The sequence below is a fragment of the Microbispora sp. NPDC046973 genome (genome assembly GCF_040644495.1).
Lineage (GTDB): Bacteria > Actinomycetota > Actinomycetes > Streptosporangiales > Streptosporangiaceae > Microbispora.
The window spans coordinates 21,585-46,665 of the sequence record NZ_JBEYWQ010000019.1; the positions used below are offsets into that span (position 1 = coordinate 21,585).

At 72.4% G+C, this 25,081-nt stretch carries 18 protein-coding genes and 2 pseudogenes; 9 read left to right on the forward strand and 11 right to left on the reverse strand.

The features are described from left to right. Nucleotides 1-57 precede the first annotated feature (57 nt). Nucleotides 58-1,452, reverse strand: coding sequence for a S41 family peptidase (locus tag ABZ860_RS29145; protein WP_357225973.1), 1,395 nt, complete (start codon nt 1,450-1,452; stop codon nt 58-60). A gap of 87 nt (nt 1,453-1,539) precedes the next feature. Between ABZ860_RS29145 and ABZ860_RS29150 the strand changes: the two are divergent. Both ABZ860_RS29150 and ABZ860_RS29155 read left to right on the forward strand, forming a co-directional pair. Further along, nucleotides 1,540-2,183 (forward strand): annotated as a pseudogene (locus tag ABZ860_RS29150) (response regulator transcription factor). 95 nt (nt 2,184-2,278) lie between these two features. Further along, nucleotides 2,279-2,566, forward strand: a pseudogene (locus ABZ860_RS29155) (histidine kinase dimerization/phospho-acceptor domain-containing protein); the annotation flags it as partial. A 30-nt stretch (nt 2,567-2,596) separates the two neighbouring features. Here the strand turns inward: ABZ860_RS29155 and ABZ860_RS29160 are convergent. Then, on the reverse strand, nt 2,597-3,163 hold the full coding sequence (locus ABZ860_RS29160; protein ID WP_357225974.1) for a helix-turn-helix domain-containing protein: 567 nt from the start codon (nt 3,161-3,163) through the stop codon (nt 2,597-2,599). A gap of 93 nt (nt 3,164-3,256) precedes the next feature. Between ABZ860_RS29160 and ABZ860_RS29165 the strand changes: the two genes are divergently transcribed. Further along, the gene (locus ABZ860_RS29165; protein ID WP_357225977.1) at nt 3,257-4,261 is read left to right on the forward strand and encodes an aldo/keto reductase; all 1,005 of its coding nucleotides are present in this window, start codon (nt 3,257-3,259) and stop codon (nt 4,259-4,261) included. A gap of 103 nt (nt 4,262-4,364) precedes the next feature. Continuing rightward, nucleotides 4,365-5,303, forward strand: a complete 939-nt coding sequence (gene ppk2, locus ABZ860_RS29170; RefSeq protein WP_357225979.1) for a polyphosphate kinase 2 — start codon at nt 4,365-4,367, stop codon at nt 5,301-5,303. 7 nt (nt 5,304-5,310) lie between these two features. On the opposite strand, the gene ABZ860_RS29175 is transcribed toward ppk2, so the two are convergent. Next, nucleotides 5,311-6,411: a hypothetical protein gene (locus ABZ860_RS29175; protein ID WP_357225981.1), complete on the reverse strand. Its 1,101-nt coding sequence runs from the start codon at nt 6,409-6,411 to the stop codon at nt 5,311-5,313. A gap of 51 nt (nt 6,412-6,462) precedes the next feature. Next, nucleotides 6,463-7,569 (reverse strand): peptidase, encoded by a 1,107-nt coding sequence (locus ABZ860_RS29180; protein ID WP_357225983.1) that lies wholly within the window; start codon nt 7,567-7,569, stop codon nt 6,463-6,465. A gap of 243 nt (nt 7,570-7,812) precedes the next feature. Between ABZ860_RS29180 and dxr the strand changes: the two genes are divergently transcribed. After that, the gene (gene dxr / locus ABZ860_RS29185; RefSeq protein WP_357225986.1) at nt 7,813-9,000 is read left to right on the forward strand and encodes a 1-deoxy-D-xylulose-5-phosphate reductoisomerase; all 1,188 of its coding nucleotides are present in this window, start codon (nt 7,813-7,815) and stop codon (nt 8,998-9,000) included. A 49-nt stretch (nt 9,001-9,049) separates the two neighbouring features. Here dxr and ABZ860_RS29190 read toward each other — a convergent pair whose 3' ends face one another. Then, entirely contained in the window at nt 9,050-10,153 is a 1,104-nt protein-coding gene (locus tag ABZ860_RS29190) for a lytic polysaccharide monooxygenase (protein WP_357225989.1), read from the reverse strand. 361 nt (nt 10,154-10,514) lie between these two features. Between ABZ860_RS29190 and ispG the strand changes: the two genes are divergently transcribed. The 3 genes from ispG to ABZ860_RS29205 all read left to right on the forward strand — a co-directional run bounded on the left by ispG (nt 10,515) and on the right by ABZ860_RS29205 (nt 14,378). Then, nucleotides 10,515-11,678 carry a flavodoxin-dependent (E)-4-hydroxy-3-methylbut-2-enyl-diphosphate synthase gene (gene ispG, locus ABZ860_RS29195; RefSeq protein WP_357225992.1) on the forward strand — a complete coding sequence of 388 codons (1,164 nt, stop codon included), beginning with the start codon at nt 10,515-10,517 and terminating at the stop codon, nt 11,676-11,678. A gap of 124 nt (nt 11,679-11,802) precedes the next feature. Continuing rightward, nucleotides 11,803-13,479, forward strand: coding sequence for an alpha/beta hydrolase (locus tag ABZ860_RS29200; protein WP_357225993.1), 1,677 nt, complete (start codon nt 11,803-11,805; stop codon nt 13,477-13,479). A gap of 56 nt (nt 13,480-13,535) precedes the next feature. Further along, the gene (locus tag ABZ860_RS29205) at nt 13,536-14,378 is read left to right on the forward strand and encodes a GNAT family N-acetyltransferase (protein ID WP_357226230.1); all 843 of its coding nucleotides are present in this window, start codon (nt 13,536-13,538) and stop codon (nt 14,376-14,378) included. A gap of 6 nt (nt 14,379-14,384) precedes the next feature. Here ABZ860_RS29205 and ABZ860_RS29210 read toward each other — a convergent pair whose 3' ends face one another. The 6 genes from ABZ860_RS29210 to ABZ860_RS29235 all read right to left on the reverse strand — a co-directional run bounded on the left by ABZ860_RS29210 (nt 14,385) and on the right by ABZ860_RS29235 (nt 22,721). Beyond that, a complete protein-coding gene (locus ABZ860_RS29210; RefSeq protein ID WP_357225996.1) occupies nt 14,385-14,792 on the reverse strand; it encodes a DUF3037 domain-containing protein in 408 nt (135 codons plus the stop codon). Next, nucleotides 14,789-15,622 (reverse strand): HipA family kinase, encoded by an 834-nt coding sequence (locus ABZ860_RS29215; protein WP_357225998.1) that lies wholly within the window; start codon nt 15,620-15,622, stop codon nt 14,789-14,791. The genes ABZ860_RS29210 and ABZ860_RS29215 overlap by 4 nt, the downstream gene beginning before the upstream one ends. 112 nt (nt 15,623-15,734) lie before the next feature. Further along, nucleotides 15,735-17,057: an alkyl sulfatase dimerization domain-containing protein gene (locus ABZ860_RS29220; protein WP_357226000.1), complete on the reverse strand. Its 1,323-nt coding sequence runs from the start codon at nt 17,055-17,057 to the stop codon at nt 15,735-15,737. Nucleotides 17,058-17,104: 47 nt separating this feature from the next. Further along, on the reverse strand, nt 17,105-19,222 hold the full coding sequence (locus ABZ860_RS29225; protein ID WP_357226002.1) for a DUF222 domain-containing protein: 2,118 nt from the start codon (nt 19,220-19,222) through the stop codon (nt 17,105-17,107). Nucleotides 19,223-19,455: 233 nt separating this feature from the next. After that, nucleotides 19,456-22,062, reverse strand: a complete 2,607-nt coding sequence (locus ABZ860_RS29230) for an AAA family ATPase (protein WP_357226004.1) — start codon at nt 22,060-22,062, stop codon at nt 19,456-19,458. Between the two features lie 119 nt (nt 22,063-22,181). Beyond that, a complete protein-coding gene (locus ABZ860_RS29235) occupies nt 22,182-22,721 on the reverse strand; it encodes a TetR family transcriptional regulator (protein WP_357226006.1) in 540 nt (179 codons plus the stop codon). Nucleotides 22,722-22,827: 106 nt separating this feature from the next. Between ABZ860_RS29235 and ABZ860_RS29240 the strand changes: the two genes are divergently transcribed. Beyond that, nucleotides 22,828-25,077, forward strand: coding sequence for an MMPL family transporter (locus ABZ860_RS29240; protein ID WP_357226009.1), 2,250 nt, complete (start codon nt 22,828-22,830; stop codon nt 25,075-25,077). The last annotated feature ends 4 nt before the right edge of the window (nt 25,078-25,081 follow it).

Consider the following 25,081-nt stretch of genomic DNA (forward strand, 5'->3'; position numbering starts at 1 on the left):
GTCCCCCGGGCCCCTCGTCGTGGGAGTCCCGGTGACTTCAGAGGAGATCCAGGGCCGTCAGAGGAGACCCAGCGCCTTGGCGAGGCCGGGGTCGCGGCCCTTGGCCAGGTCGAGGGCCGTCATGGGGGCGTAGTGGTCGACGGGGACGCCGACGGTGTCGATGATCTCCCGGGCCGGCCCGAGGTGCCGGACCTTGGGCAGCAGCAGCACACTGTTGTCGTCGAGGAGGTAGGCCTCTGCCGGGCCGGAGACGGCCCCCGCGGTGCGGGTCCCCACGAGAGTGCCCAGACCGTTGTCCTTCACCGCCCCGCTGAAGTCCTCACAGGCCGAGGCGCACGCGCGGTCGGTGAGCACGATCAGGCGCAGCCCGAGCAGCGGGACCGAGTCGTCGGTGCGGTTGGCCGTGCAGTCGCCCTTCAGCGGGCAGAAGTAGCTCGTGACCTTGCCGTGCGCGAACGCGCCGAGCAGCCGCGTCACCTCGCGCGGCGACCCGCCGCCGTTGCCGCGCACGTCGATGACCGCGGCCTTCGTGGTGTCCTTCAGTTTGGCGATGACCTGGTCGGCCGCACCCTGGAAGAACCCGGGCACCGTGACAAGGGTGACGCCGCCCGGGAGGGTCTTCGACGTCACCGCCCGTTCCGGCTCTTCGAGGGGACCCTCCGTGAGCTTCACGGTCCACACGCGTCCCGTCGTGGGCCGCTTCAGCGTGAGCCGTACGGTGCCGGAGGCGAACGTGTCGACGAGGCTCTGGTTCACCTTGTCCCTGATGAAGGCCGGCACGCCGTCGACCTTCTCGATGATGTCGCCGGGCCGGATGCCGGCCTGGTCCGCCGGGCTGCGGGGCAGGACGCGGGTGATGAACAGGGGCGGCCGGGCGGCCGGGTCGAGTCGCCCGCCCTGCGCGGCCGACAGACCGGCGATGCCCGTCCCCACCGGTCCGTCCTCCGATGGGGGAGTGATCTTCTCCACCCGGGCGTGGTCGTCGTGGAGCCCCGCGACCATGCCGGTGATCGCGGCGTGCAGCGCGTCCGGGTCGCCGGTGCCGATCATGCCGGCGAACGCGGCCCAGTCGGCTTCGCGGTCCCCCGTCAGCGCGGGCAGGCGGAGGCCGGCCTCGTCGGCCCCGCGACGCATCAGCTCCTGCGTGTACGCGGCGAGGGCGTCCCGCAGCAGGACCTTCGAGTCCAGCGCGGGCCCGCTGTAGTAGTTGTCCAGCACGCACTCGTACGCCTGCCGGAGCGTGTTCACCGACGTCGGCGGCGCGGACTCGGGCGGCGACGCGGTGATCCGGGCACACGCGCCGCCCGTGGTGGCCCGCACAGTGGTGTTCCGTACGGTGGCGGCCTCCAGGGCGGTGGCCCGTACGGTCGCGGCCTGCGCGGCAGGGGCAGGGAGGGAAGCGGACAAAGTGCCGGCGGTCAGCAGGACGGCGGCGCAGATGTTTCTGATCACGTGCGTCAGCGTGGCCGCCGGCGGGTTGCACGGCCGTGAACGACACCGTTAACGCCGCTGTTAGCCCGCCTGCAGTACGAACGAGGCATGCGGGTTCTCGTGGCCGAAGACGAGCGCGATCTGGCCGACCTCGTCGCGATGGGACTGCGCCGCCAGGCCATGGCGATCGACGTCGTGTACGACGGGGCCGCCGCGGCCGAGCGGCTGGCGGTGAGCGACTACGACGTCCTCGTGCTCGATCGGGACCTGCCCGAGCTGCACGGCGACCTCGTGTGCCGCGAGCTGGTGGCGCGCGGGAGCCGTACGCGGATCCTGATGATGACGGCGGCGGCGTCGGTGCCGGAGCGGGTCGCCGGCCTCGGCATGGGAGCCGACGACTACCTGCCCAAGCCCTTCGACTTCACCGAGCTGGTCGCGCGGGTCCGGGCGCTGGGACGGCGCAGGTTCCTCCCGTGCTGACCAGGCACGGGATCGTGCTCGGCACCCACCGGCTCCAGGCCTCCAGGGACGGCCGGCACCTGCATCTGTCGCTCAAGGAGTTCGCCGTCCTGGAGGTGCTGATGCGGGCGGAGGGCGCGGTGGTGAGTGCCGAGCGGCTCCTGGAGGAGGCGTGGGACGAGAACGCCGATCCCTTCACGACCGTGGTGCGGGTCGTGGTGAGCCGCCTGCGCGCGAAGCTGGGCGACCCGCCGTGCGTCCAGACCGTCCCCGGCGCCGGATATCTGCTGTGACGACGGTCCGTGTACGGCTCACGCTGATCTACTCGGCGCTCTTCCTGCTCACCTCCGTCGTGCTGCTGGTCATCGTCAACACGCTGTTGCGCATGGCGCTGCACGCGCGGATCGCCCTCGGCGGGCCGCGGGACGAGCTGAAGGAGCTGGCGGACACGTTCGACGCCATGCTCGACCGGCTGGAGCGCTCCGTCGAGGGGCAGCGCCGCTTCATCGCGAACGCCTCCCACGAGCTGCGGACCCCGCTGGCCGTGCAGCGGACGGCGATCGAGATCGGCCTGCCGGAGGACGTCGGGGAGATCCGCGACACGCTCCTACTCCACAACCATCGCATCGGTGGCGGCATCGAGGTCGCCGTGACGTTCCCGGCGGGCGTCTCCTGAGGGGCGGACGTCTCCTGAAGAGGGGCGTGGTCAGCGGCGGGGGCGCATGCCGTCGAAGAGGACGTCGAGCGCACGCCGGCGCAGTCCGTCGCTCCACTGGTCGCGTTCGGCCGCCAGGCACGCCCCGGACAGCAGGGCCAGCAGTTCGGGCATCCGGAGGTCGGGCCGCACCGCGCCCGCCTCCTGCGCGGCCGTGAGCAGCCGCTCGATCGCCTGCCGCATGTCGCGGCTGACGTCGGCCGTCCCGGCCTTGGGGTCGGCGCCGGCCCCGGCGAGCAGGTCGGCCGCGGTCTTCTTCTGCGCCGCGTCCACCACGATCCGCCCGAGGAAGGTGAACAAGCCAGTGCCCGGATCCGGCGACGGCCTGTCCGCCTCCGCCAGGAGCCGTCGCGTACGGTCGACGATCACCGCGTGGTAGAGCGCCTCCTGGGTGGGGAAGTGCCGATAGATCGTGCCGAGCCCCACCCCCGCCTCCTGGGCGACCGCGCGTACCGACGCCGACATCCCGTCACGGGCCAGAACGACCTCGGCCGCCTCCAGGATTCGCTCCCGGTTGCGCTGCGCGTCGGCACGCCGGGGCCTGGCTTCGCCGGTCATCGGCCTCCTCGTCGCGTTGACAGCCGGAACACGTGTTCCGTATCGTCCGTCGGGTCAAGCGGAACAGGTGTTCCTGATACTACGGGAGGACACGTGACGGAGTACGCCACGCTCGGCCGTTCGGGACTGCGGGTCTCCACGGCGTGCCTCGGCACGATGAACTTCGGCGCCCCCGGAGGCTGCGACGAGGCGGAGGCCGGCCGCATCGTCGACGCGTTCCTGGAGACGGGCGGGAACGTCATCGACACCGCCGACGCCTACAACGGCGGCGAGTCGGAGCGGATCGTCGGCCGCGCCGTGCGGGGCAGGCGTGACGCGGTGGTGCTCGCCACCAAGGCGTTCCTGCCGCAGGGACCCGGTCCCAACGATCGCGGGCTGTCCCGGGCCCACCTCACCAGGGCGCTGGAGGGCAGCCTGCGCCGGCTCGGGACCGACCACATCGACCTCTACCAGTGCCACCAGTGGGACGACTCGACTCCGATCGAGGAGACCATGGCGACCCTGGACGGATTCGTACGGTCGGGCAAGGTGCGGTATGTCGGCTGCTCGAACTTCACCGCCGCTCAGATCGTGGAGGCCCAGTGGGCCGCGCAGCGAGCGGGAGGGACGCCGTTCGTCAGCCTCCAGCCGCAGTACTCGCTCGTGGCCAGGAGCATCGAAGCGGAGATCCTGCCCGTCTGCCGGCGGCACGGGCTCGGCACGCTCGTCTGGTCGCCTCTCGGCGGCGGCCTGCTCACCGGGCGCTACCGCCCGGGCGAGGCCCCCGGGGCCGACACCCGGCTGGGCCGGCTCATGGCCTCGCCCATGCCCCGGGCCCGGGCCTGGGCCGAGGGCTTCCTGAACGAGCCGAACCTCGCGATCGCCGGGCACGTCGCCGACGCCGCCGCGGGGCTCGGCGTCGCCCCGGCGGCCGTGGCGCTGGCGTGGGTGCGGCGCAGGCCGGAGGTGACCTCGGTCATCGTCGGGCCCCGCACCCTCGACCAGTTGCGCGGCAACCTCGCCGGGCTCGGCCTCGACCTGCCGCCCGATGTCGCCGCCCACCTCGACGAGATCTCCCGGCCCGCCGGTCTCGCGCCCGTCAACGGGACGCACAGCTGAAGGCGAACATCAGGCGAACAGCGGCGGTGACCGGGTGTACGGCACCCGGCGCGGGGCAGCGGGACGTCCGCGGACATGCTGGCCGAGTGAACGGGACGCTGAGATGCCGGAATCATCACCGCAGGTAGGGGAGCATCTCGACGGGGTCGAACTGCTGCGCCGCACACCGGGGCTGAAGGTGCTGGACGACGATGACGACGATCCCGTCCTCGTGCGCGCCGACGGCGGCCCGGTGGACACCTGGCGCGAGCACTACCCGTACGACCACCGCATCTCCCGGCAGGAGTACGACCGGCACAAGCGGCTGCTGCAGATCGAGCTGCTGAAGCTGCAGTACTGGCTGAAGGACACCGGCGGCCGCCTGGTCATCCTGTTCGAGGGACGGGACGCGGCCGGCAAGGGCGGCACCATCAAGCGCTTCATGGAGCACCTCAACCCCCGCGGCGCGACCGTGGTGGCGCTGGAGAAGCCCAGCGAGCGCGAGCGCACCCAGTGGTACTTCCAGCGGTATGTCGAGCACCTTCCGGCCGCGGGGGAGATCGTGCTGTTCGACCGGTCCTGGTACAACCGGGCCGGGGTCGAGCGGGTCATGGGCTTCTGCACCCCGGAGGAGTACATGGAGTTCATGTACCAGGCGCCGCTGTTCGAGCGGATGCTCGTGCGCGACGGCATCCGCCTGGTCAAGCTGTGGTTCTCGGTGTCGCGGGCCGAGCAGCGCACCCGGTTCGTCATCCGCCAGGTGGACCCCGTGCGGCAGTGGAAGCTGTCGCCGATGGACATCGCCTCGCTGGACCTGTGGGACGAGTACACCCGGGCCAAGGAGGACATGTTCCTCAACACCGACACCGAGGACGCCCCCTGGACGATCATCAAGAGCAACGACAAGAAGCGCGGCAGGCTGGAGGCGATGCGCTACGTCCTGTCCCTGTACGACTACGACGACAAGGACGCCTCGGTCGTCGGCCGGCCCGACCCCCTGATCGTCCGGTCCGCCGCCGACATCGTGGACGAGGACAACGCCGAGCCGCTGTCGCCCTTCTGAACCCCCGTCACGCCCGCTCGGCGGTGCGGAACAGGTCGCGTACGGCCGAGCCGAAGTAGGGGCCGTACATCGTGCGGTGGTCGTTGCTGTACTTGAAGCTGCTGACGGACGTCAGCGCGCCCCGGCCCGAGGCCGGGTCGAAGCCGCTGAGCCAGGGCCCGCCGCTGGCCCCGGCCGTGAGGTCGCAGCGCAGGCCCTGGTCGCGGGTCTGCCCCTGCGGGTCGCCGTGGGGGACGCCCGCGCAGTACAGCAGCCGCTCGCCGTCGTACGGGGGATCCGCGGGGAATCCGAAGCCGTAGGTCCGGCGGCCCCGGGGCGGGTCGAAGGAGATGGGCTGCCCGCCCACGAGGTCGGTCAGGTGCTGCCCGTCGAGGTCGTCCACGGCGACCATGCCCACGTCGTAGTCGTCGTTGCCCGATCGCGACCAGGGCCCGGCGACGAACATGCGCCGTGCGGGGAAGGCGCCGTACGGCTGCCGCCCCTCGTCGTATCCGGGGACGAAGGTCCAGTTCTCCGCCCAGTCCCCGGCGCCGTCCTTGACGCAGTGCCCCGCGGTGACGACCAGGTCCCTGTTCGCGCTGCGCACGGCGCTGGCGGAGCAGGAGAAGTCCACCCTGTTCAGGGTGAGGAAGACCCTGCCGGTCGTCCTCGTCACCGAACCGCCCGCCGCCCAGCGCGTGCCGCTCGTGGTCGCCGGAGGCATCGCCGCCGCCTGCCGCGTCCTGGTCGTGCTGCTCGTCCCGGTGGTCCTGGTCGTTCCGGTTGTTCCTGTTGTTCCGGTGGCCTGACGCGCCGCCTGAGCGGGCGCGAGGACCGCTCCGGCGGCCGGCGGCAGGGCGGCCCTGGCGACGGGCGGCAGCACCGACCCCGGGGGAGCGGCCGGCAGCACCGATGGGGCGCCGGGCCGGGCGGTCGTGATCTTCCGCAGGTCCCCCAGCAGTCCGATCGGGACCGCCCGTGCCATCCGCTGCGGCGTCCAGTAGGTCTCGGAGGCGTGCCCGGCCACGTGCTCCACGACGTCTCCCACCGGGGAGACGTCCCTGCCTGGGGCCTGCAGGAGTCCGGTGACGAGGGCGGTGACGGCAAGCAAGGGGAGGCTCGGAGTCATGGCTCCCGAGTGTGGACCACGAGACGTGTTCTTGTGGTTACTTTCGGTGAATCAGGTGAGGGCCGTGTTCTGGGCCGTGTTGTAGACCGCCTCGGCCTCCGGGCCGAAGTAGGGGCCGAACATCCAGTAGGACGCGAAGTTGTACTTGAAGCTGTTCACCGAGTTGAGCAGGCCGCTGCCGGTGCTCTCGCTGAAGCCGACGAACCACGGGCCGCCGCTGGCGCCGCCGGTCAGGCCGCAGCTCAGCCCCTGGTCCTGTGAGCTGAGGAAGTCGTCGAACGTCCGTCCGCTGCAGTAGACCAGTCTCGACCCGTCGTACGGCGCGCCCGCCGGGTAGCCGAAGGCGTACGTCTGGCGCCCGCGCGGCTGGTTGAACGCGACGCCCTGGCCGCCGACGACGTCGGTGAGGCTCTTGCCGCCCTGCGGCGCGACGACGGCGGCGGCGACGTCGTAGTTCATGTTCTCGCCGGAGTTCCACTGCGCGGTGGTGAGCAGGGTGGTCGCCGGCCAGGTGCCGTTGGGCCGGTTGCCCTGGTCGTAGCCCGGGACGAAGACCCAGTTGGCGTGGAAGGCGCCGTTCAGCTTCACACAGTGCCCGGCGGTGATGACCACGCTCCGGTTGGCGCTGGTGACGGCGGTGCCCGAGCAGGAGGCGTTCCGCCCGGCGTCCGATCCGGCGGTGACCGTGAAGAACACCCTTCCCGTCGTCTTCGCCACCGTCCCGCCCGCCGTCCAGGACGAGCCGGAGGTCCGCGACGAGGCACGGGCCGCGGCGGACGTGCCGGAGTCGGACATGGTCGAGGCGGTCAGGGTGGGGGCGACGGTCGCGGGCCGTGCCCCGGACGCGCCGGCGGACGTGTCGGCGGGCGCTGAGCCGGCAGCGGAGCCGGCGGCCGCGAAGTGCCGATCGCCGGTGCGGGGGGCGTCCAGAGGCTCCGCGGCCTCCATCCGTGCGACCGTCCAGAACTTCTTGATCGTGCGCTGCTCCGTCGTCGTGTCGGCCGCCTCGTGGACGGCGGGCCGGGGGCCGGCGGCGGCCGACCGGGTGACGCTTCCCTGCACGGTCGCCGCGGCGCCGTGTGCGGAGGGAAGCATCACCCCCGCCGCGGCGAGGGCGGGAACCGCGAGAACGGCGAGACGTCGTGCTCTGGGGTGCATGCCTAGCTACCTCCGTGTCGGGATGCCTGAGGCGTGTCGAGATGTCCTGACGCGGGAAAGTAGCGACGCCTTCGATCGGATTTCTCACAATCCGTCTATACGGTTATGGGCAGATTCGGTCATATATTTGCTGGTTTCTCCCTAGCCTCTCTCTGCGCAGCGACTTCCTCCTCGGCACCGGCCTTCCGCCGTACGGGCGCGTGCCGTTGCGGGCCCGCCGGCCGTCTCGGAGACAATGAGGGGATGAGCTCCCAATCCCTGCCGCAGCCCCGGTCTGTCGTCGTGCTGGGTTCGACCGGCTCCATCGGCACCCAGGCTCTCGACGTCGTCGCCAACGCCCCCGGACGGTTCCGCGTGACCGCGCTCGCCGCGGGCGGCGGCAGGGTCGACCTGCTGGCGAGGCAGGCGGCCGACTTCGGGGCCGAGGCGGTGGCGGTCGCCGACCCGGCGGCCGTGCCGGCGCTGCGCGAGGCCCTGGCGGCGGCGGGCGCGCGGGCGAGGGTGCTGGCGGGCCCGGAGGGGGTGGCGGAGGTCGCGGCCTCGCCCTGCGACATCGTGCTCAACGGCATCACCGGGGCCCTGGGGCTGACCTCCACGCTCGCCGCGCTGGAGGCGGGCCGGGTGCTCGCGCTGGCCAACAAGGAGTCGCTGATCGTGGGCGGCCCGCTGGTCAAGCGCCTGGCCGGGCCGGGACAGATGATCCCCGTCGACTCCGAGCACTCCGCGCTCGCCCAGTGCCTGTGGGCGGCTGGGCCGAGCGGGGCCGACCCGGCGGCCGTACGGCGGCTGGTGGTGACGGCGAGCGGCGGCCCGTTCCGGGGCAGGAAGCGTGCCGAGCTGACGGACGTGACCCCGGAGATGGCGCTGAACCACCCGACCTGGAGCATGGGCCCGGTCATCACGGTGAACTCGGCGACGCTCGTCAACAAGGGCCTTGAGGTGATCGAGGCCCATCTGCTGTTCGACATCGGGTTCGACCGGATCGAGGTGGTGGTCCACCCGCAGTCGATCATCCACTCGATGGTGGAGTTCGCCGACGGCTCGACGATCGCGCAGGCGAGCCCGCCCGACATGCGGCTGCCGATCTCGCTCGCGCTGGCCTACCCCGAGCGGGTGCCCGGCGCGGCCCGGGCCGTCGACTGGACCACCGCCCACACCTGGACCTTCGAGCCGCTCGACGACGAGGCGTTCCCGTCGGTCGCGCTGGCCCGGCACGTGGGCGCCCTGGGCGGCACGGCGCCTGCGGTCTACAACGCGGCGAACGAGGTGTGCGTGGAGGCGTTCCTGAAGGGCGCCCTGCCGTTCCTCGGCATCGTGGACACGGTGGAACGCGTGGTGGCCGCCCACACCCCCGGCCCGGCGGCGTCCGTGGAGGAGGTCCTCGCGGCGGACGCGTGGGCGAGGGCGCGGGCGGCCGAACTGACGAGCTGAGCCCGCGGCGCGACCCGGGTCAGGCGGGGCGCGCCACGGGCCGGCGGGGTCAGGCCGCCGAGCAGGTCAGAGTGGGCGTGCTGCCGCTCGACCCGTTGGCCAGGAAGCCGAACGTGGTCGAGGCGCCGGCGCCCAGGCTGCCGTTGTAGCTCACGTTCTTCACGCTGACGTCGCTGCCGGATTGGCTGAGCGTGCCGTTCCAGACCTGCGTGATCGTGACGCCGCTCGGCTGGGTCCATCTGACGGTCCAGCCGCCGATGGACGACGAGCCGGCCTTCACCGTCACCTCACCCTGGAATCCGCCGCCCCACGAGCTGGCGACCTTGTAGGTGGCCGAGCAGCCGCCGGGACCGGCGGTCGGGGACGCCGAGGGGCTGACCCTCGGGCTCGGCGAGGTGTTGGGCGAGGTGCCGGGGGACGGGGAGACGGGCGGGGTGGGGGACTGGCTGGTGCCGGGGACGCCGACGCCCGTCACCTCGCCGTTGCCGCCGTCGAAGACGACGTCGGAGCAGCTGTAGAACGTCTCGTTGCTGTCCGAGCGCTGCCACACGGTGTAGATGATGTGACGGCCGCTCTTACCCGACGGCAGGCGGGCGTTCCAGTAGTAGTGGCCGTCCTCGGTGCCCACCGAGCCGACGCTCGGCGGGTTGGTGACGCTGTCGAACGGCGTCGACTCCAGGTCGCTCCAGGCCAGCGGCCGGGTCGGGCTCCAGGAGTCCTTCGTGATGTACGACCGGAACGTGCCGGGGTGCGCGGCCCACTTGTTGTACTTGAACTCGACGGTCGCCCCGGACGTCAGGTGGGTGACCGGCCAGTCGTCGCGGGCGAGGTCGAAGCCGCTGAAGTCGTAGACGACCGCGCCGCCGCTGCACAGCTGACCGTCAGGGATGAAGCCGGACATCCGGCCCGCGCCGTCCGAGCGGAGCACGGCGAACCAGTTGTACAGCGCGTTGGTCCCGCCCTTGGCGACCGCGGCCGCGCAGGCCGGGTTCTTCGGCTGGATGGCTCCGCTCGAGGTCGTTCCGTCCTTCCAGCACAGGTAGGTGCGGCTGCCGGGCATCATCGGAGCGCCGTGCGCGGACGCCGGGGAGGCGAGCACGACGGCGGAGACGAGGGCGGACAGCGCGGCGACGATCAGCCCGATCGTCGCCATCGTTGGATTTCTTCGTGGTCTACCCACGGGCTACCCTTTCGCGTGGTCATGGCTGCCGCACTCGTGGTGCAGCACGGCACCGCCGACGGCGCGAGCACGTCGGCCCGGGGGACAGCCGTTGACTTACCGACCAGGTGGTGCGAGAGCGCTCACGCGATTCGGACTCTAGGTCGGCCTCCGCCGCCTGCCCACCCGGGCGAGGGCCGCCGCGCCCGTCCTCGCAGGTGGCGGCTCTTCCTTCGGCCACGGGTCATGAAACCTTCATTCCTCGTGAAAAGGTTTCGGGCCGTCCGGCGTCGCGGCACTCCTTAGACTGGGAGGGCCCTCCATCGGGGCGTCGCCTATTACACAAGGTGCAGAAATGTCTGTTGATCTCGGGATTCCCGCCGTACGGACCCAGCCGATCGCCAAGCGGCGGGTGTCACGTCAGATCATGGTCGGCTCGGTCCCCGTCGGCGGGGACGCGCCGGTCTCGGTGCAGTCCATGACCACCACCCTGACCGCCGACGTCAACGCCACCCTGCAGCAGATCGCCGAGCTCACCGCCGCCGGCTGTCAGATCGTCCGCGTCGCGGTCCCCTCGCAGGACGACGCCGACGCGCTGCCGGCCATCGCGAGGAAGTCCAAGATCCCGGTCATCGCCGACATCCATTTCCAGCCCAAATACGTCTTCGCGGCGATCGACGCCGGGTGCGCGGCCGTCCGGGTGAACCCCGGGAACATCAAGAAGTTCGATGACAAGGTCGGCGAGATCGCCCGGGCCGCCTCCGACGCCCGTGTGCCGATCAGGATCGGCGTCAACGCCGGCTCGCTCGACCCGCGCCTGCTGCAGAAGTACGGCAAGGCCACCCCGGAGGCCCTGGTCGAGTCGGCGCTGTGGGAGTGCTCCCTGTTCGAGGAGCACGGCTTCCGCGACATCAAGATCTCGGTCAAGCACAACGACCCGGTCGTCATGATCCAGGCCTACCGGCTGCTCGCCCAGCGCTGCGACTACCCGCTGCATCTCGGCGTGACCGAGGCGGGGCCGGCCTTCCAGGGCACGATCAAGTCCGCGGTGGCGTTCGGCGCTCTGCTGGCCGAGGGGATCGGCGACACCATCCGGGTGTCGCTGTCGGCCCCTCCGGTCGAGGAGGTCAAGGTCGGCACGCAGATCCTCGAGTCGCTGGGCCTGCGCGAGCGCGGCCTGGAGATCGTCTCCTGCCCGTCCTGCGGCCGTGCCCAGGTGGACGTGTACACCCTCGCCGAGGAGGTGCAGGCCGGGCTGACCGGGCTCAAGGTGCCGCTGCGCGTGGCCGTCATGGGCTGTGTGGTCAACGGCCCCGGCGAGGCCAGGGAGGCCGACCTCGGCGTCGCCTCCGGCAACGGCAAGGGCCAGATCTTCGTGAAGGGCGAGGTCATCAAGACCGTTCCCGAGTCGCAGATCGTCGAGACCCTCATCGAGGAGGCCCTGCGCCTCGCCGAGGAGATGGGCGTCGACGTGGACCTCGACGACGAGGCCGCCGGGCCGGAGGTCGTCGTCCGCTGACCCCGTCATTACACTTCGCAATGCTCTGACTACACAATGGCAATGAACGGGTAGTACGGACCGTACCCGGCCGATCACGTCGCGAAGCTGTCCTCTGCTGTACGGAAGCAGAGGAGCAATGCCGGTGAAGCGGGTCGTTGGTGTGGTCGCGGGCATGGCGACGCTGGTCGCCGGGCTGGTCGGGCCGGAAGGGGTGGCCGCCGGGTCGGACCGGACGGGGCACTGGGGGCCGCCGCAGCGTCCGCTCGAATGGAAGCAGTGCCCGCCGGAGACCAAGTCGGCCTCCGGCGGCCTGCTCGGCCTCGGCTCGGCCCGGCCGACCGAGCCGATAGGGCCGGCTCGCCGCGGTGACCGGCGGGAGCCGGTGCAGGAGTGCGCGGAGCTGCGGGTGCCGCTCGACTACCGCGAGCCGTACGGCCAGCAGATCACGCTGGCGCTCAACCGGATCAAGGGCAGCGCCTCCCGTGACGGCAACCACCTCGGCTCGCTGCTGGTGAACCCAGGCGGACCGGGCGGCGAGGGGCTCAGCCTGGCCAGGTACGTCGCGGCACGCCTGCCCAAGGACGTCGCGGCGCGGTTCGACATCATCGGTTTCGCCCCGCGCGGGGTGGCGCCCAGCCAGCCCGCCATGTCGTGTGTGGACCCGGCCCGCTTCTACGCGCCGCCCCGGCCCGACAACGTGCCGAGAAACGACGCCGAGGAGCAGGTGCTGGTCGGCCGGGCCAGGCAGTACGCCGAGGGCTGCGGCAACCGCTGGGCCTGGTTCCTGCCCTACCTGACCACGGAGAACTCCGCACGGGACATGGACGCGGTGCGCGCGGCGCTCGGCGAGGAGAAGATCAGCTACCTCGGCTACTCCTACGGCACCTACCTGGGGGCGGTCTACGCAACCCTGTTCCCGCAGCGGGTACGCCGCCTCGTGCTCGACAGCGTGGTGGACCCCGACGGCGTCTGGTACGAGGCCAACATCGCCCAGGACCACAGCTTCGACCGGCGGCACCGCGACTTCCTCGCCTGGGTGGCCGAACACGACGACGTCTACAAGCTGGGCGCGACGCAGGCGGCGGTGTCCTTCGCGTGGTACTCCATGCGCTCCCGCCTGCACGACAGGCCCGCGGGCGGGGTCGTGGGCCCGAGCGAACTGGACGACGTCTTCTCCAACGGCGCCTACAGCGACCGGCTCTGGCCATACCTGGGCGCCGCCTTCTCGTCCTACGTCCGCAACGGCGACCCCTCGGTCCTGGTGAAACTGTTCCATTTGGAGGCCGAGATCGACGCGGAGGAGGAGAACTCCTACGCGGTCTACCTGGGCGTGGAGTGCCGCGACGCCGCTTGGCCCCGATCCTGGGACCGCTGGCGGGCCGACACCCGCCGGGCGCACGCCGAGGCGCCGTTCATGGCCTGGCCCAACGCCGTCTACAACGCGCCGTGCGCCTTCTGGCCGGAGAAGGGCGGCACACCGGTCAAGGTGGGCACGTCGCACCTGCCGCCGATGCTGCTGATCCAGGCCGAGCACGACGCCGCCACGCCGTACCAGGGGGCGCTGCGCATGCGCCGCCTGTTCCCGACCGCGCGCCTGCTCACCTCGAGCGGCGGCAACCACGGCGTGTCGCTCGCCGGGAACGCCTGCGTCGACCGGCAACTGGCGGCCTACCTGCGCGACGCGGCGCTGTCACCGCAGCGCAGAGGCAGGCGGGGCGCCGACGCGACCTGCCCGGGCGAGCCGGAGCCGCGGGCCGCGCTGATGAAGACCACGGCGGGTGCGCCGGGAACGGCGTCCCACGTCTCCGCCGTACGGTGAGCCCGGCCGGGCCGATACCTCCCAAACGGGAACCGTTCGCGTAGGCTGGGCCCGTGATGCTGCGAACATCGGCGTCGCGCGTGCTCGACGACAACGATCGTGACGAGGTGCTGGCGCTCCTCGACACCGATCCGGTCGCCAATGTGTTCGTAGCGGCCCGGGTCAGGGCCGTGGGCCTCAGCCCTTCACGGCTCGGCGGTCAGATGTGGGGCTACGGCCCGCGCGGAGGGCTGGTGTCCCTGTGCTACGCGGGCGCCAACCTGGTGCCCGTGAACGCCACCCGCGAGGCCGTACACGCCTTCGCCGACCGGGCGCGCAAGCAGGGCCGTCGCTGCTCGTCCATCGTCGGCCCGGCCGACGCGGTGGAACAGCTCTGGGAGCGGCTGGAGCCGCACTGGGGCGGCGCCCGGGCGATCCGGTGGGCCCAGCCGGTCATGGCCACGAGTTCCGCGCCCGCCGTCGAGCCGGACCCGCTCGTACGGAGGGTCCGTCCCGAGGAGTTCGGCATCCTGCTGCCCGCCTGCGTCGCGATGTTCACCGAAGAGGTGGGCGTCTCCCCGGACAACGGCGACGGCGGAGCGCTCTACCGGTCCAGGGTCGCCGAGCTCATCCGCATCGGACGGTCGTACGCGCGCATCGACGACGGCCAGGTGGTCTTCAAGGCCGAGATCGGCGCGGTGACGCCGCAGGCGTGCCAGATCCAGGGCGTGTGGGTCCACCCCGACCTGCGCGGGCGCGGCCACGCCGCCGCCGGCATGGCCGCCGTGGTCGAGCAGGCGCTGAAGTACTTCGCCCCGGTCGTCACCCTCTACGTGAACGACTTCAACCTCCCGGCCAGGGCCGTCTACCGCAAGGTGGGCTTCCAGGAGGTCGACACGTTCATGTCCGTGCTGTTCTAGCTCTAGTCAGCAGCTGGCGCTGAGGCCGGCCTGCGCCGGCCGCACCAGGCGGGTCAGCAGGTGGTCCAGCTCGGCCGCCGGGTCGCCGGTCAGCCCGGCGTGCACGGGCCCGGTCTGCACGACCGTGCTGCGCGGCGCGGTGAGCCAGCGGAACCGGGCGCCCAGCGGCTCCCCGCACAGGGGCCCCGCCTCCTCGCCGCACGCCCGCTCGTAGGCGGCCAGGGCCAGCCGTACGCCGGGCAGGTCCACCTGCGCGCCCAGCGCCAGCAGCCGTGCCTCGTCCAGCTCCACCCGCGCGCACAGATAGCCGCGCGGCTGGCAGTAGAGGATGACCCCCGCGTTGACCAGTTCGCCCCGCTCCACGCTGGGCACCACGCGGATCACCGCGTACTCGTAGACGTCAAGGTCGCTCATCGGCCGCCCCCTCGCGCCGCACGCCAGAAACCGCCGATCGTCGCGCCCCGCTCACCGCGGCGGGGTGCGGAAGCGGTGGCGGTGGCGGGGTCGGGCAGCCAGTCGCGGGGCCCGGCCACCCGGGCGAGCAGGTGCTCGGTGTAGGCCCGCCGTACGGCCTGCGGGTCCGCGAAGCCCGGCTCGTCCTCCAGCCACTCGTCCGGCACCAGCGCGGTCACCTCGTCGAGCAGCGGGCGGGTGACGAGCCCGGCCAGGTCCGCGTCGGCCTGCTCCAGTTTCCTCGCGAACGGCGCGAGCACGTGGTCGCGGCCGTCGAACCTGCGGCGCGGGTCGGCCGTCGGCCAGTTGTGGTGGAACCACAGGGCCGCGCCGTGGTCGATCAGCCACACCCCGCCGTGCCAGACGAGCAGGTTCGGGTTGCGCCAGCTCCGGTCGACGTTGTGGACGAACGCGTCGAACCACAGCACCCGGGAGGCGAACTCGGCGTCGGGCTCCCAGGCGAGCGGGTCGAAGCCGAGCGCTCCGGGCAGGAAGTCGATCGCGAGATTGTGCCCGGCGCTCGCCGTGAGCAGGTCCTGGATCTCCTCGTCGGGCTCGCGGACCCCGAGCTGCGGGTCGAGGTCGATGACCTTGAGCTCCGGGGTGGCGAAGCCGAGTCGCCTGGCGAGTTCGGCGCAGACGATCTCGGCGACGAGCACCCGCCGGCCCTGCCCGGCACCGCGGAACTTCACGACGTACGTGCCGAGGTCGTCGGCTTCGACGACTCCGGGCAGCGACCCGCCCTCGCGCAGGGGCGCGACGTACCGGGTCGCCGTGATCTGTTCGAGCACGAGAGGAAGGCTACCGGCAGGACCGGCGGGCGCTCCCCTCCAAGCGCCCGCCGGCCGCCTGGCCGGCTCGGCTCGGCTCGGCCATTCTTCATGGCCGCTCAGTCTGGCCGGCTCAGTTGGCCTTGCTCGGCATCCACCACATGCGGCCTTCGGCGACGTCGTGGTAGACGTCGAGCAGATCCATGCCGGTGGTCTTGCTGCGTGACTCGGCGGCGGCCCAGGCGTACACGCCGCGCGCGATCGAGCCGCGCTCCTGCTGGACCCGCATCGCGTAGACGAGGGCCCTGATCTCGTGCACCCTCTGGTTCTCCGGCTCGGCCTGCGCGGCCAGCTCGGCGAGCTGGCAGGCCAGGCGCAGGTCACCATCGGCCGCCGCGGCGACGGCCCGTCCCGCCACCGACGCCGCGCCGGCCGACAGCTCGGCGACCGCGCGGGCGAACACGGCGTCCGGTGCGGGCTTGAGGTTGGCGGGGTTGCCGTCGTGCCAGCCGCCGTGCAGCCGCCAGATGTTGCGCACGATGAACTCGGGCTCGTCGTGGCGTTCGCGCAGGTAGGGCCGCCCGGCGAGCGCGGGCGGTGGCTGGACCGAGTGCAGGATCTCGTCCAGGCGGGCGCCGGCGTTCATCAGGTCGAGTGTCTGCTCCACCAGGCTGTCGAGGTAGTCGGCCGTGTCGGTGAGCGCCCGGCGCACCCGGGCGGACCCGCGGATCGGGAGCCCCCGCCCGGGGAGCAGCAGGTCGGCGTCGAGTGCGGCCATGGCCCGCAGCGCCACCGCCCAGTCGTCCGGATAGCGCTGGATCCGCTGTGGGTCGCCTGCCCCGGGGACCGTCCAGGCGAACAGGTCGCCGGTCAGCAACACGCCCCGCTCGGGCAGGAACGCCCAGGTGGCGTCGTCGGTGTCGCCGCAGGCGTGGGTGAGCTGGAAGGTGACGTCTCCCAGCGACAGGGACAGCCGGTCGCGGTAGGTCAGGTCGGGGAAGCGCTGCGGCGGCGGCCAGACGAGCCGTGGGAAGCCCTGCTCGCGCAGATCGACGACCGCGTTGTAACCGGCCGTCCTGCCCTGCTGGGCGAGTCTGCGGGCCAGTCCCTCCTGCGCCACTACCAGCGGGCGGGGGCCCGGCTCGGCGTCGAACTCCTCCATCCCGGCCAGCCGGTCGGCCCGGCTGCGCGAGAAGATCGCGTATTTGAGCGGTTCGGCCGACCACTTCCTGATCGCGCGGTATGACTGTTCGGCCTCATAGGCGTCGCCCGTGTCGAATAGACCCAGCCCGTCCTCGCCGCGGACCACGTACACGTTGCCGCACGCCGGCCACATCGCCACGCCGTAGGCGATCTCCTGCACACCGTCGCGGCGCAGCTCCGCGTAGGGCACGTCCTCGGGGCGCACCGAACCACGCCAGACCTTGTCGGCGTACGTAAGGATCGGTGATTCCATGTCAAGAGCCTGATCCTTCGGGCGGACGGTGCACAGTAGGGAGATCCCTAATGTCCGTGGCGACCCCGCGCCTCGCCCCCGCTGCTGCGACGGGCTGGAGGGCTGGTCGGAGCCATGATGACGTCCGGTGCTCCGGGGAGGTCGGCGGGCAGGCGTTCGGGCGGGGCGTCGGGCCAGGTGCGGGGCAGGGGTTCGGGGGCCGACTCGATGATCTTCGGGAGCCGGCTGGGGTAGGCGTGTCCGAGCGGGCTGGTCCAGACGATCAGGCGGGGTCCCGCCGAGGTGACCCGCCACCCGCCGATGTGCCTGGCGCGGTGATCGTGGCGGCAGACCAGGTGCAGGTTGTCGGCAGTGGTGGCGCCGTCGTCGGCCCAGGCATGGATGTGGTCCTGGTCGGTCCGGGTGGCAGGCATGCGGCAGCCCGGCCAGGAGCAGACCCGGCCCCGAATCTGGACGTATCGGCGTAATGCCGCACCGGGATGCCGCCGATCGGTTTCGGCCGGATCGGCCGCGTCACGTGGATGAGTGCCGGGGCGGCCGACGTCCGGCTGCCCGGTCCCGATGAGCTGGGCACGGCTGGCCAGATCGGCGATCAGCGGGGCCCAGACGCCGGTGGAGGCGGGTACGGCAGCCAGTTCGCGAAGTTCGGTGAGGGTGACTTGAAGCTCGACGATGCCGCCGCGTCGCGCATCGCGTGCGGGTCGTTGCGCGGGCAGGCAGGGGCGCCGGCCGGTGATGCCCGTCAGCAGAAGGTGCCCGTCGTCGGAACAGACGGCATAGCGCCATTGCCCGGCCAGCATGGAGGCGATGATCCGGCGGGCCTGACCGGCGTGGACCATGCCCCAGCCAGGCAGATGGGCCGGGTGCTCATCGAGGCCGAGCAGGGTGGTCAGCTCCACCCGTATCTCCGGCACTGACCACGCCCGCGCCGACGTTTCCCGCGCCGATGACGCCCGTGCCGGCGACAACTGCGCCGCCGGCGCTCGCCCGGGAGGATCGTTTCGGGTGTCGGCGGGGGTGCTCTCGCCGTCGCCCCCGGTCTTGTCGCAAGCCTCGTCGCCGGTCGCGCTGCCGGTCGCGCTGCCGGTCCACTTGCCGGGCTTCTCTGCGGGTTCTGCGGACGCCTCCGAGTCGACCCCGCCGCATCCCTCGTCGGGTGCCGTGCCGTGCGCCTCGTCTGGGGTCTCGACGGCGGCCGCGTCATCGGGCTCGGCGGTGGATTCGGCGGTGGGCGCGGTGGCCTGGTCTGTGGGGCGGATGTCGGGGGATCCGGCTGGGACGTCGGAGGCGGTGGCATCCACGAAGGGGTGGGTGCGGACGTGACTGATGATCTCGGCGTCGGACAGGCTCTCGAAGCTGCCGTCCAGGCTGCCCAGGAAGAGGTCGGCACGAATGTGGTCGACGGGGCGGTCGTCTCCTGCGCGTTTGCAGGCGCGGGCCAGCTCGTCGATGCGCTCGCAGCCGGCCACCGCCCGGTCGAGCGGCAGGTCCACACCCGAAACGGTCGCGGTGCCGTCGTCGTTGCGCATGCCGACCACGCGGCGCCTGCGCACCGCCTCCCTGTAGCGCTTCTCCGCCCAATCGGGATCGATGGCCAGTACCAGACGCTGGATGTGCTCGATGAGCTCTCCGACCGTCCAGGCCAAGGCTCGATCGATGAGATGCTCGCAGACCCAGGCAGCCTGGGCGTCGGTCAGACCGCTCGTCCAGCGGATGAAGGCCGCCGCCCGCGGCTCGTCGAGCTCTCCCGCCAGCATGGCCTCGCCGAGAACAGGAAGGCGGCGGTGCAGGTTCCAGGCCAGATCGAACGCCGAGTCCACCCGGCGGCGGGACCACACCAGCGCCGCCCGCGCCTCGTCGGGAGCGAACTCGTCGGGCACCTCCAGACGGACCACGCTGTCGCCCGTGAACCGCTCGCGCAGCCCGACCTCCAGCAGTGCGTGCAGGAACCGCGCCCGGTCGTGACAGGACTGGCGATAGGCGGCCTTGAGCACCTCGACGGTGTCGAACCCCGACACCCGCTCCACGTCGATGCCGGCCAGCACTTGGGCGAGTCCGGCCCCGGGCGGCATCGCCGCCAGCCCCTCGGGAATCGCCTCCGGCGCCCCGCCCCCACTATGAGAGGACGGCCGGGCGCGAGCGGACGGCGATTGTGGCGCGGACACGGCGTGTGACCCCCGGGAGCGGAGACGAAGGCGACTGAACGCTCCCGGCCGCCCGGACCGGGACTTCCTTCACGCAGACTCGGCTCAACACACGGCGTACGGCCACGAGGGCCCGCCCACTAGGCTCACTTGTAACTGCTGCTCACCTGTAACGGCTGCCCTCACCCTATCTCGAACTCACTATCGATTCCAAGCTCCCACCAGCACAAACATGGAGCCACAACCGGTCCACGTCACAGCTCGCCGCGTTCGACGGCCAGCGCGAGCTCGACGCGTGACCGCAGGCCGGTCTTCGCGTAGACGCGGGTGAGATAGACCTCCACGGTCTTGCGGCTGTAGTGCAGCTCCTCGGCGATCTGAGGGTTGCTCAGCCCGTCGGCGACCAGTTCGATGACGCGGCGTTCGCCGGGAGTGAGGCGGCCCGCCGGTTCGGGGACCAGCCCGGCCTCCCGCAGGCGGCGTTCGGACAGCGCCGCCCAGGGCGCCGCGCCGAGCCGGGTGAAGATCGCGTGCGCGCGGGGGAGTTGCGTCGTGTCCCCGAGCGCGCCGAGGACCAGCCGGGCGCGGGCCTCCTCGAACGGCAGGCCGTCGGCGCGGGACTGCTCCAGCGCCGCGCCCGTCCGCGCGCGGTCCCGGAACGCCCATCCCACCGCCAGGTCGGCGGCGAGCCGGGCCCGCGGGGTGCCGTTCGCCGACCGCTCGTCCAGCCGGGAGGCCGCCGCCCGGCAGCCCGCGTCGTCGCCCGCCGCACCCGAGACCAGCACCTTGACCGCGAGGGCCCGGTGCACCACCTCGGGCACTTCGTACGCGAGGGCGTGGTCGAGTTCGCGCCGGGCGGCGGCGACGTCGCCCCGCCCCAGCACCAGGCGCGCGCGGAACACGCAACGCATGCCCTGCTGGAGCGCGGAGCCGGGCGGCGGCTCGGCGAGCACCCGGGCGGCCTCGTCCAGCCTGCCCTGGTCGAGCAGGATGTCCAGCTCCATGTTGCGCAGCAGGGCGAGGTTCTCCAGCAGGCCCGCCTCGGCCAGCGCGCGGCCGGCGACCGCGATCTCCTCCAGCGCTCGCGGCCACTCGCCGCTCATCCGCCTGATCACGGCCATGGTCCGCACGTGCTGTCCGGCGATGTCGTGCCAGCCGAGGCCGCGGTGGATCTGCTCGGCCTGGTCGAGCACCTCGACGGCGCGGGAGCGCAGCCCGGCGATCGCCAGCACGTGCGCCGCCGACTCCAGGGACGCGAGCCGGGCGCCCGGCGGCAGCGCGGCGGCGAAGGTGAGCAGGTCGTCGACCGCCCGCACCGTCTCGGCCCAGTCGCCCCGTACGAGCGCGTGGAGGGCCAGATAGCCGACCGTGATCGCGCGGTCCTGCGGCGGGCAGTCGGCCAGGCCCTCCCAGGCCCGGCGGGCGGCTTCCCCGCTGGGGCGGCCCATCTCCGCGCTGACCAGCGCCTGCTGGGCCAGCAGCGCCGAGGCGTCGTCGACCCTGGGGATCTGGCGGCGGGCCACGTCGAGGGCCACGTCGTACCACCCCATCGCGTGGGCCGCGCCGACCGCGGTGTAGGCGGCGCGGGTGCGGCGGCGCCCGGAGGGCAGCGCGGCGAGCGCGCGCTGGGCCGAGTTCAGCGCCAGCGCGGGCCGGGAGCCCTTCCAGTAGGCGAGAGCCTGCCTGGCCAGCAGTTCGCCGGGCTCGGGGGACAGCTCGGCGGCCCTGCCGTACCAGTGCGCGGCCGACAGCGGCGCGGTCCAGCGGGTCAGTTCGGCCGCGCGCAGCACCGCGGGCAGGGCCTCGGCGGGCGGTCCGGCCTCGGCCATGTGGGTGGCCCACTCCAGGACCCGCCTGGTCCCGGTCAGGCCCTCGCGTTCGAGCATGTCCGCGATGCGGCGGTGCACCTCGCGACGGCCGGAGGCGCCGAGGTCGTCGTAGAGCGCCTCGGCCACCAGCGGGTGCGCCAGCGCGTAGCCGTCGCCGTTCCTGGTGACCACGCCATCCCTGACCAGCGCGTCGAAGGCGCGCTCTGCCTGCTCGGAGTCGAGCCCGGCGAGTTCGGCGAGCGCGGGGAGATCGGCGGCCTCCCTCGTCCGCGACAGCGCGGCCAGCACACGGGCGAGGTCGCGTCCGCCCCGGCCACGCTGGAACAGCCGGCTGAGGATCGCGCCGCGCCGCGCCCCCGGTTCCGTCGAGCGGACGGCGCCGCCCTGCACCAGGGCCAGCACCGCCTCCTGGACGAACCAGGGGTTGCCCCGGCTCGCGACGTGGATCCGCCGGAGGACGGTGTCGCTCGGCGTACGGCCGAGCAGCGTGGTGACCAGGTCGGCGACCTCGGCCATCGTCAGCGGCTGGAGCCGGATCGACAGGTCCACGTCGAGCGGGGGAGGGTGCCGGGCGGTGCCGAGGATCGCGACGGCGTCGTGGCGGCGTGGCAGGGCCCGCAGCACGCTCAGCGTGTCGGCGTCGGCCAGGTGCAGGTCGTCGATGGCGAGGAGGGTGGGGCCGGGAAGCGACTCAAGCAGCCGGGCGGCCATCGCGCCGGGCGCCGCGGCAGGGTGTCCGAGCGCGGCCTGGTCCATCGCGTCGAGCAGGCCGGACAGGACGTCGGCCGCCTCGCCGCCCAACGCTCCGAGCGCCTCGACGAGCGGGGCGTAGGCGCGTCCGCCGTCCAGTTCCCGGGCCTGGCCGCGCAGCACGCGGAAGCCCTTCAGCCCCGCCGCGGCCTCACCGAGCAGATGGGTCTTTCCGATGCCGGGCTCGCCGAGGACGACGACGGTCCGCGGCGTCTTGGACAGGGCCGAGACCACCTGGCCGAGCGCGCCCGCGCGGCCCTCCCCGACGGCCGGTAAGTCCACGGCTGGCCGTCACTCCCTTCGCATCCGTCCCGCTGGTGTCTCCTAGGACGCGGCGGAAAGGTTGAACGTTCACACGAAATGTGACGCGCTCAGGAAGCAATCGCAAGGGGATCGATATATCAATATTCGAACACGGCCACGGCGGCAGCGGTCAGCGTCTCCTCGACCACCTCCGCCGGCACGTCCATCGTCTTCACCACGCCGGACTGCACCGCGCCGAGGGCGGCCCAGGCGCGTACGCGCGTGCCGGGGGAGGGGTCGGGCCCGGCCAGGCGGGCGAACAGCTCCCGGCCGAATTCCCTGATCGCCTCGCCCGGGGATCCGGGAGGGGCGCTGTCGGCGCCGCCGATGTCCTCGGTGAGCAGCCGGATCACGGCGCGGTGCCGTACGGCGAACGCGGTGAACGCGCGCAGGAACTCCCGGTGGCCGGAGAACTCGCCGCCGAGCAGCGCGAGCAGGTCGTCGGCGGCCGGGGCGATGATTTCGGCCGCCAGCCGGTCCTTGGGGTGGAAGTGGTAGGCGACCGCCGTCTTGGTCAGGCCGACCGCCGCCGCGATGTCGGCGAGCGACACGGCGGCGTATCCCCGTTCGGCGAACAGGTCGCGGGCCGCGGCAAGGATCCGGGACCGGGTCGCGTTTCCCTGATCGAGTGTGGTCATCGTCTCATTTTCCGGCGCGACGCTCGCCCGCCGACAATTCGTTTTACCCTCGTTTTGTACGGCCGTACAGGACGGTCGCAGGACATGCTACCCGGGACGGACGGCGATGAGCGGGCTTCTGGGGCGGCTCGGCGGATGGTGCGCACGCCACGGCTGGATCGTGCTGACACTGTGGGTGCTGGCGGCGGGACTGCTGACGGCGGGCACCCTGGTGTGGGGCCGGCCGGTGAACAACAACGTGTCGATTCCCGGCACCGACGCGCAGCGGGCGCACGAACTCATGCGCGAGGGCTTCGGACCGGGTTTCGACCCCGGCGGGACGGTGCAGCTCGTTCTCTACACCGCGAACGGCACGCTGATCGACAAGTCTCGCAAACAGGCCGTCGAGCAGTCGATGGACGCCCTGCGGCGTACGCCGCACGTCGCCGAGGTCGAGACGCCGTACCGGATGGGCGGCATGTCGTCGAGCCTGCGGATCGGGATGATCACCGTACGGCTGAAGGGGCAGGACACCACCAAGCTCGCCCAGACCTCCGAGCAGCTCGTCGCCGCCGCCGCGCCGGCGGCGCGGGCGGGCATCGAGGTCGTCCCCTCCGACAGCTCCACGCCCGCGGACAAGCAGATCAAGACCGGTGCCAGCGAGATCGCCGGCGTCGTCTTCGCGCTGCTGGTGCTGCTGTTCGCCTTCGGGACACTGGTCGCCGCGCTCGTGCCGATCTTCACCGCGCTGATCAGCATCGGCGTGGGGCTCGGCCTCATCGCGCTGCTCGGCCACGTCGTCGACGTGCCCTCGACCGCGTCGATCCTGGCCACGATGATCGGCCTCGGCGTCGGCATCGACTACGCGTTGTTCCTGCTGTCGCGGCATCGGACGCTGCTGGCCGAGGGCGTGCCGGTCCACGAGGCGGTCCGGCGCACGGCGGCCTCGTCGGGCGGTGCCGTGCTGTTCGCCGGCGGCACGGTCGTGATCGCACTGAGCGCGCTGATGTTCACGGGGTTCCCGCTGCTGCGCACGCTCGGCTGGATCACCGGCGTCTCGGTCGTGTGCGCCGTGCTCACCTCGATCACGCTGGTGCCGGCGCTGCTCGGCCTCCTCGGGCACCGGATCAACGCGCTGCGGCTGCCGCTGGCCGGGCGCACCGCCCGCCGCGACGGCCCGGCCACCGGCTGGGCCAAGCTGGGCGCCTGGGTGGCGCGCCGCCCCTGGCGGGTGCTGGCCGTCACCGCGGTCGTGCTGGCGGCGCTCGCCGCCCCGGCCGCCACGATCAAGCTCGGTCCGCTCGACAACGGGTACGGCGACAAGGGCACCCCGGCCCGGCGGGCGTACGAGCTGATCGAGACGGGCTTCGGCCCGGGGGCCAACGGCGGGCTCATCGTCGTGGCCGAACTCGACCAAAAGATCGCCGACTCGACCCCGCCCGACCCGGTCGTGCAGGTGCTGCGGCAGCGGGTCGAGCACACCGAGGGCGTCGCGTTCGTCGCCCCGCCGAAGGTCAACGAGGACGGCCGCTCGGTGCTCGTCCAGGCCGTCCCCGACTACGCTCCGAGCGACCCGCGGGCCCTCGACGTGGTGAAGCGGGTGCGCGCCATCGAGGTGCCGGGGGCGCACGTCCATGTCGGCGGCCAGGTGGCCGGGCTGGCGGACGCGGGCGACCGCATCATGGGCAGGACACCGCTGGTCGTCGGCATCGTCGTGCTGCTCAGCGCGCTGCTCCTGCTGCTGGCCTTCCGCGCGCCCCTGGTCGCGATCAAGGCGGCGGTGATGAACCTCGTCTCGCTCGGGGCCGCCTTCGGCGCCCTCGCCGTGGTGTTCTCCCACGGCCTGGGCAGCCGCCTGGTCGGCATGGACCCCCCGCCCTCGGCCGAGGGGTCCTACCTCGCCACGCTGTTCTTCTCGGTGCCCATCGACACGTACGTGCCGCTGATGCTGTTCGCCGTGCTGTTCGGGCTGTCGATGGACTACGAGGTCTTCCTGCTGACCTCCGTACGGCAGGCCTACTCGCGCAGCGGGGACAACCGGAGCGCGGTGGCCGAGGGACTGGGGTCCACCGGCCGCGTCATCACCTCGGCCGCCCTGATCATGGTGGCGGTGTTCACCGCGTTCATCGCCTACCCCGACCCCCTGGTCAAGGTGTTCGGCGTCGGGCTCGCCGTGGCCATCACCGTCGACGCGACCCTGATCAGAGGCTTCCTCGTGCCCGCCACGATGGTGCTGCTCGACCGGCTCAACTGGTGGATCCCGCGCTGGCTCGACCGGATCGTGCCGAACCTGTCGATCGAGGGCCACGAGGAGGACGGCGAGCCCGCCGAGGCGGAGCCCGAACTGGTCGGCGCGGGCGGGCACGCCCACGCCTGACACG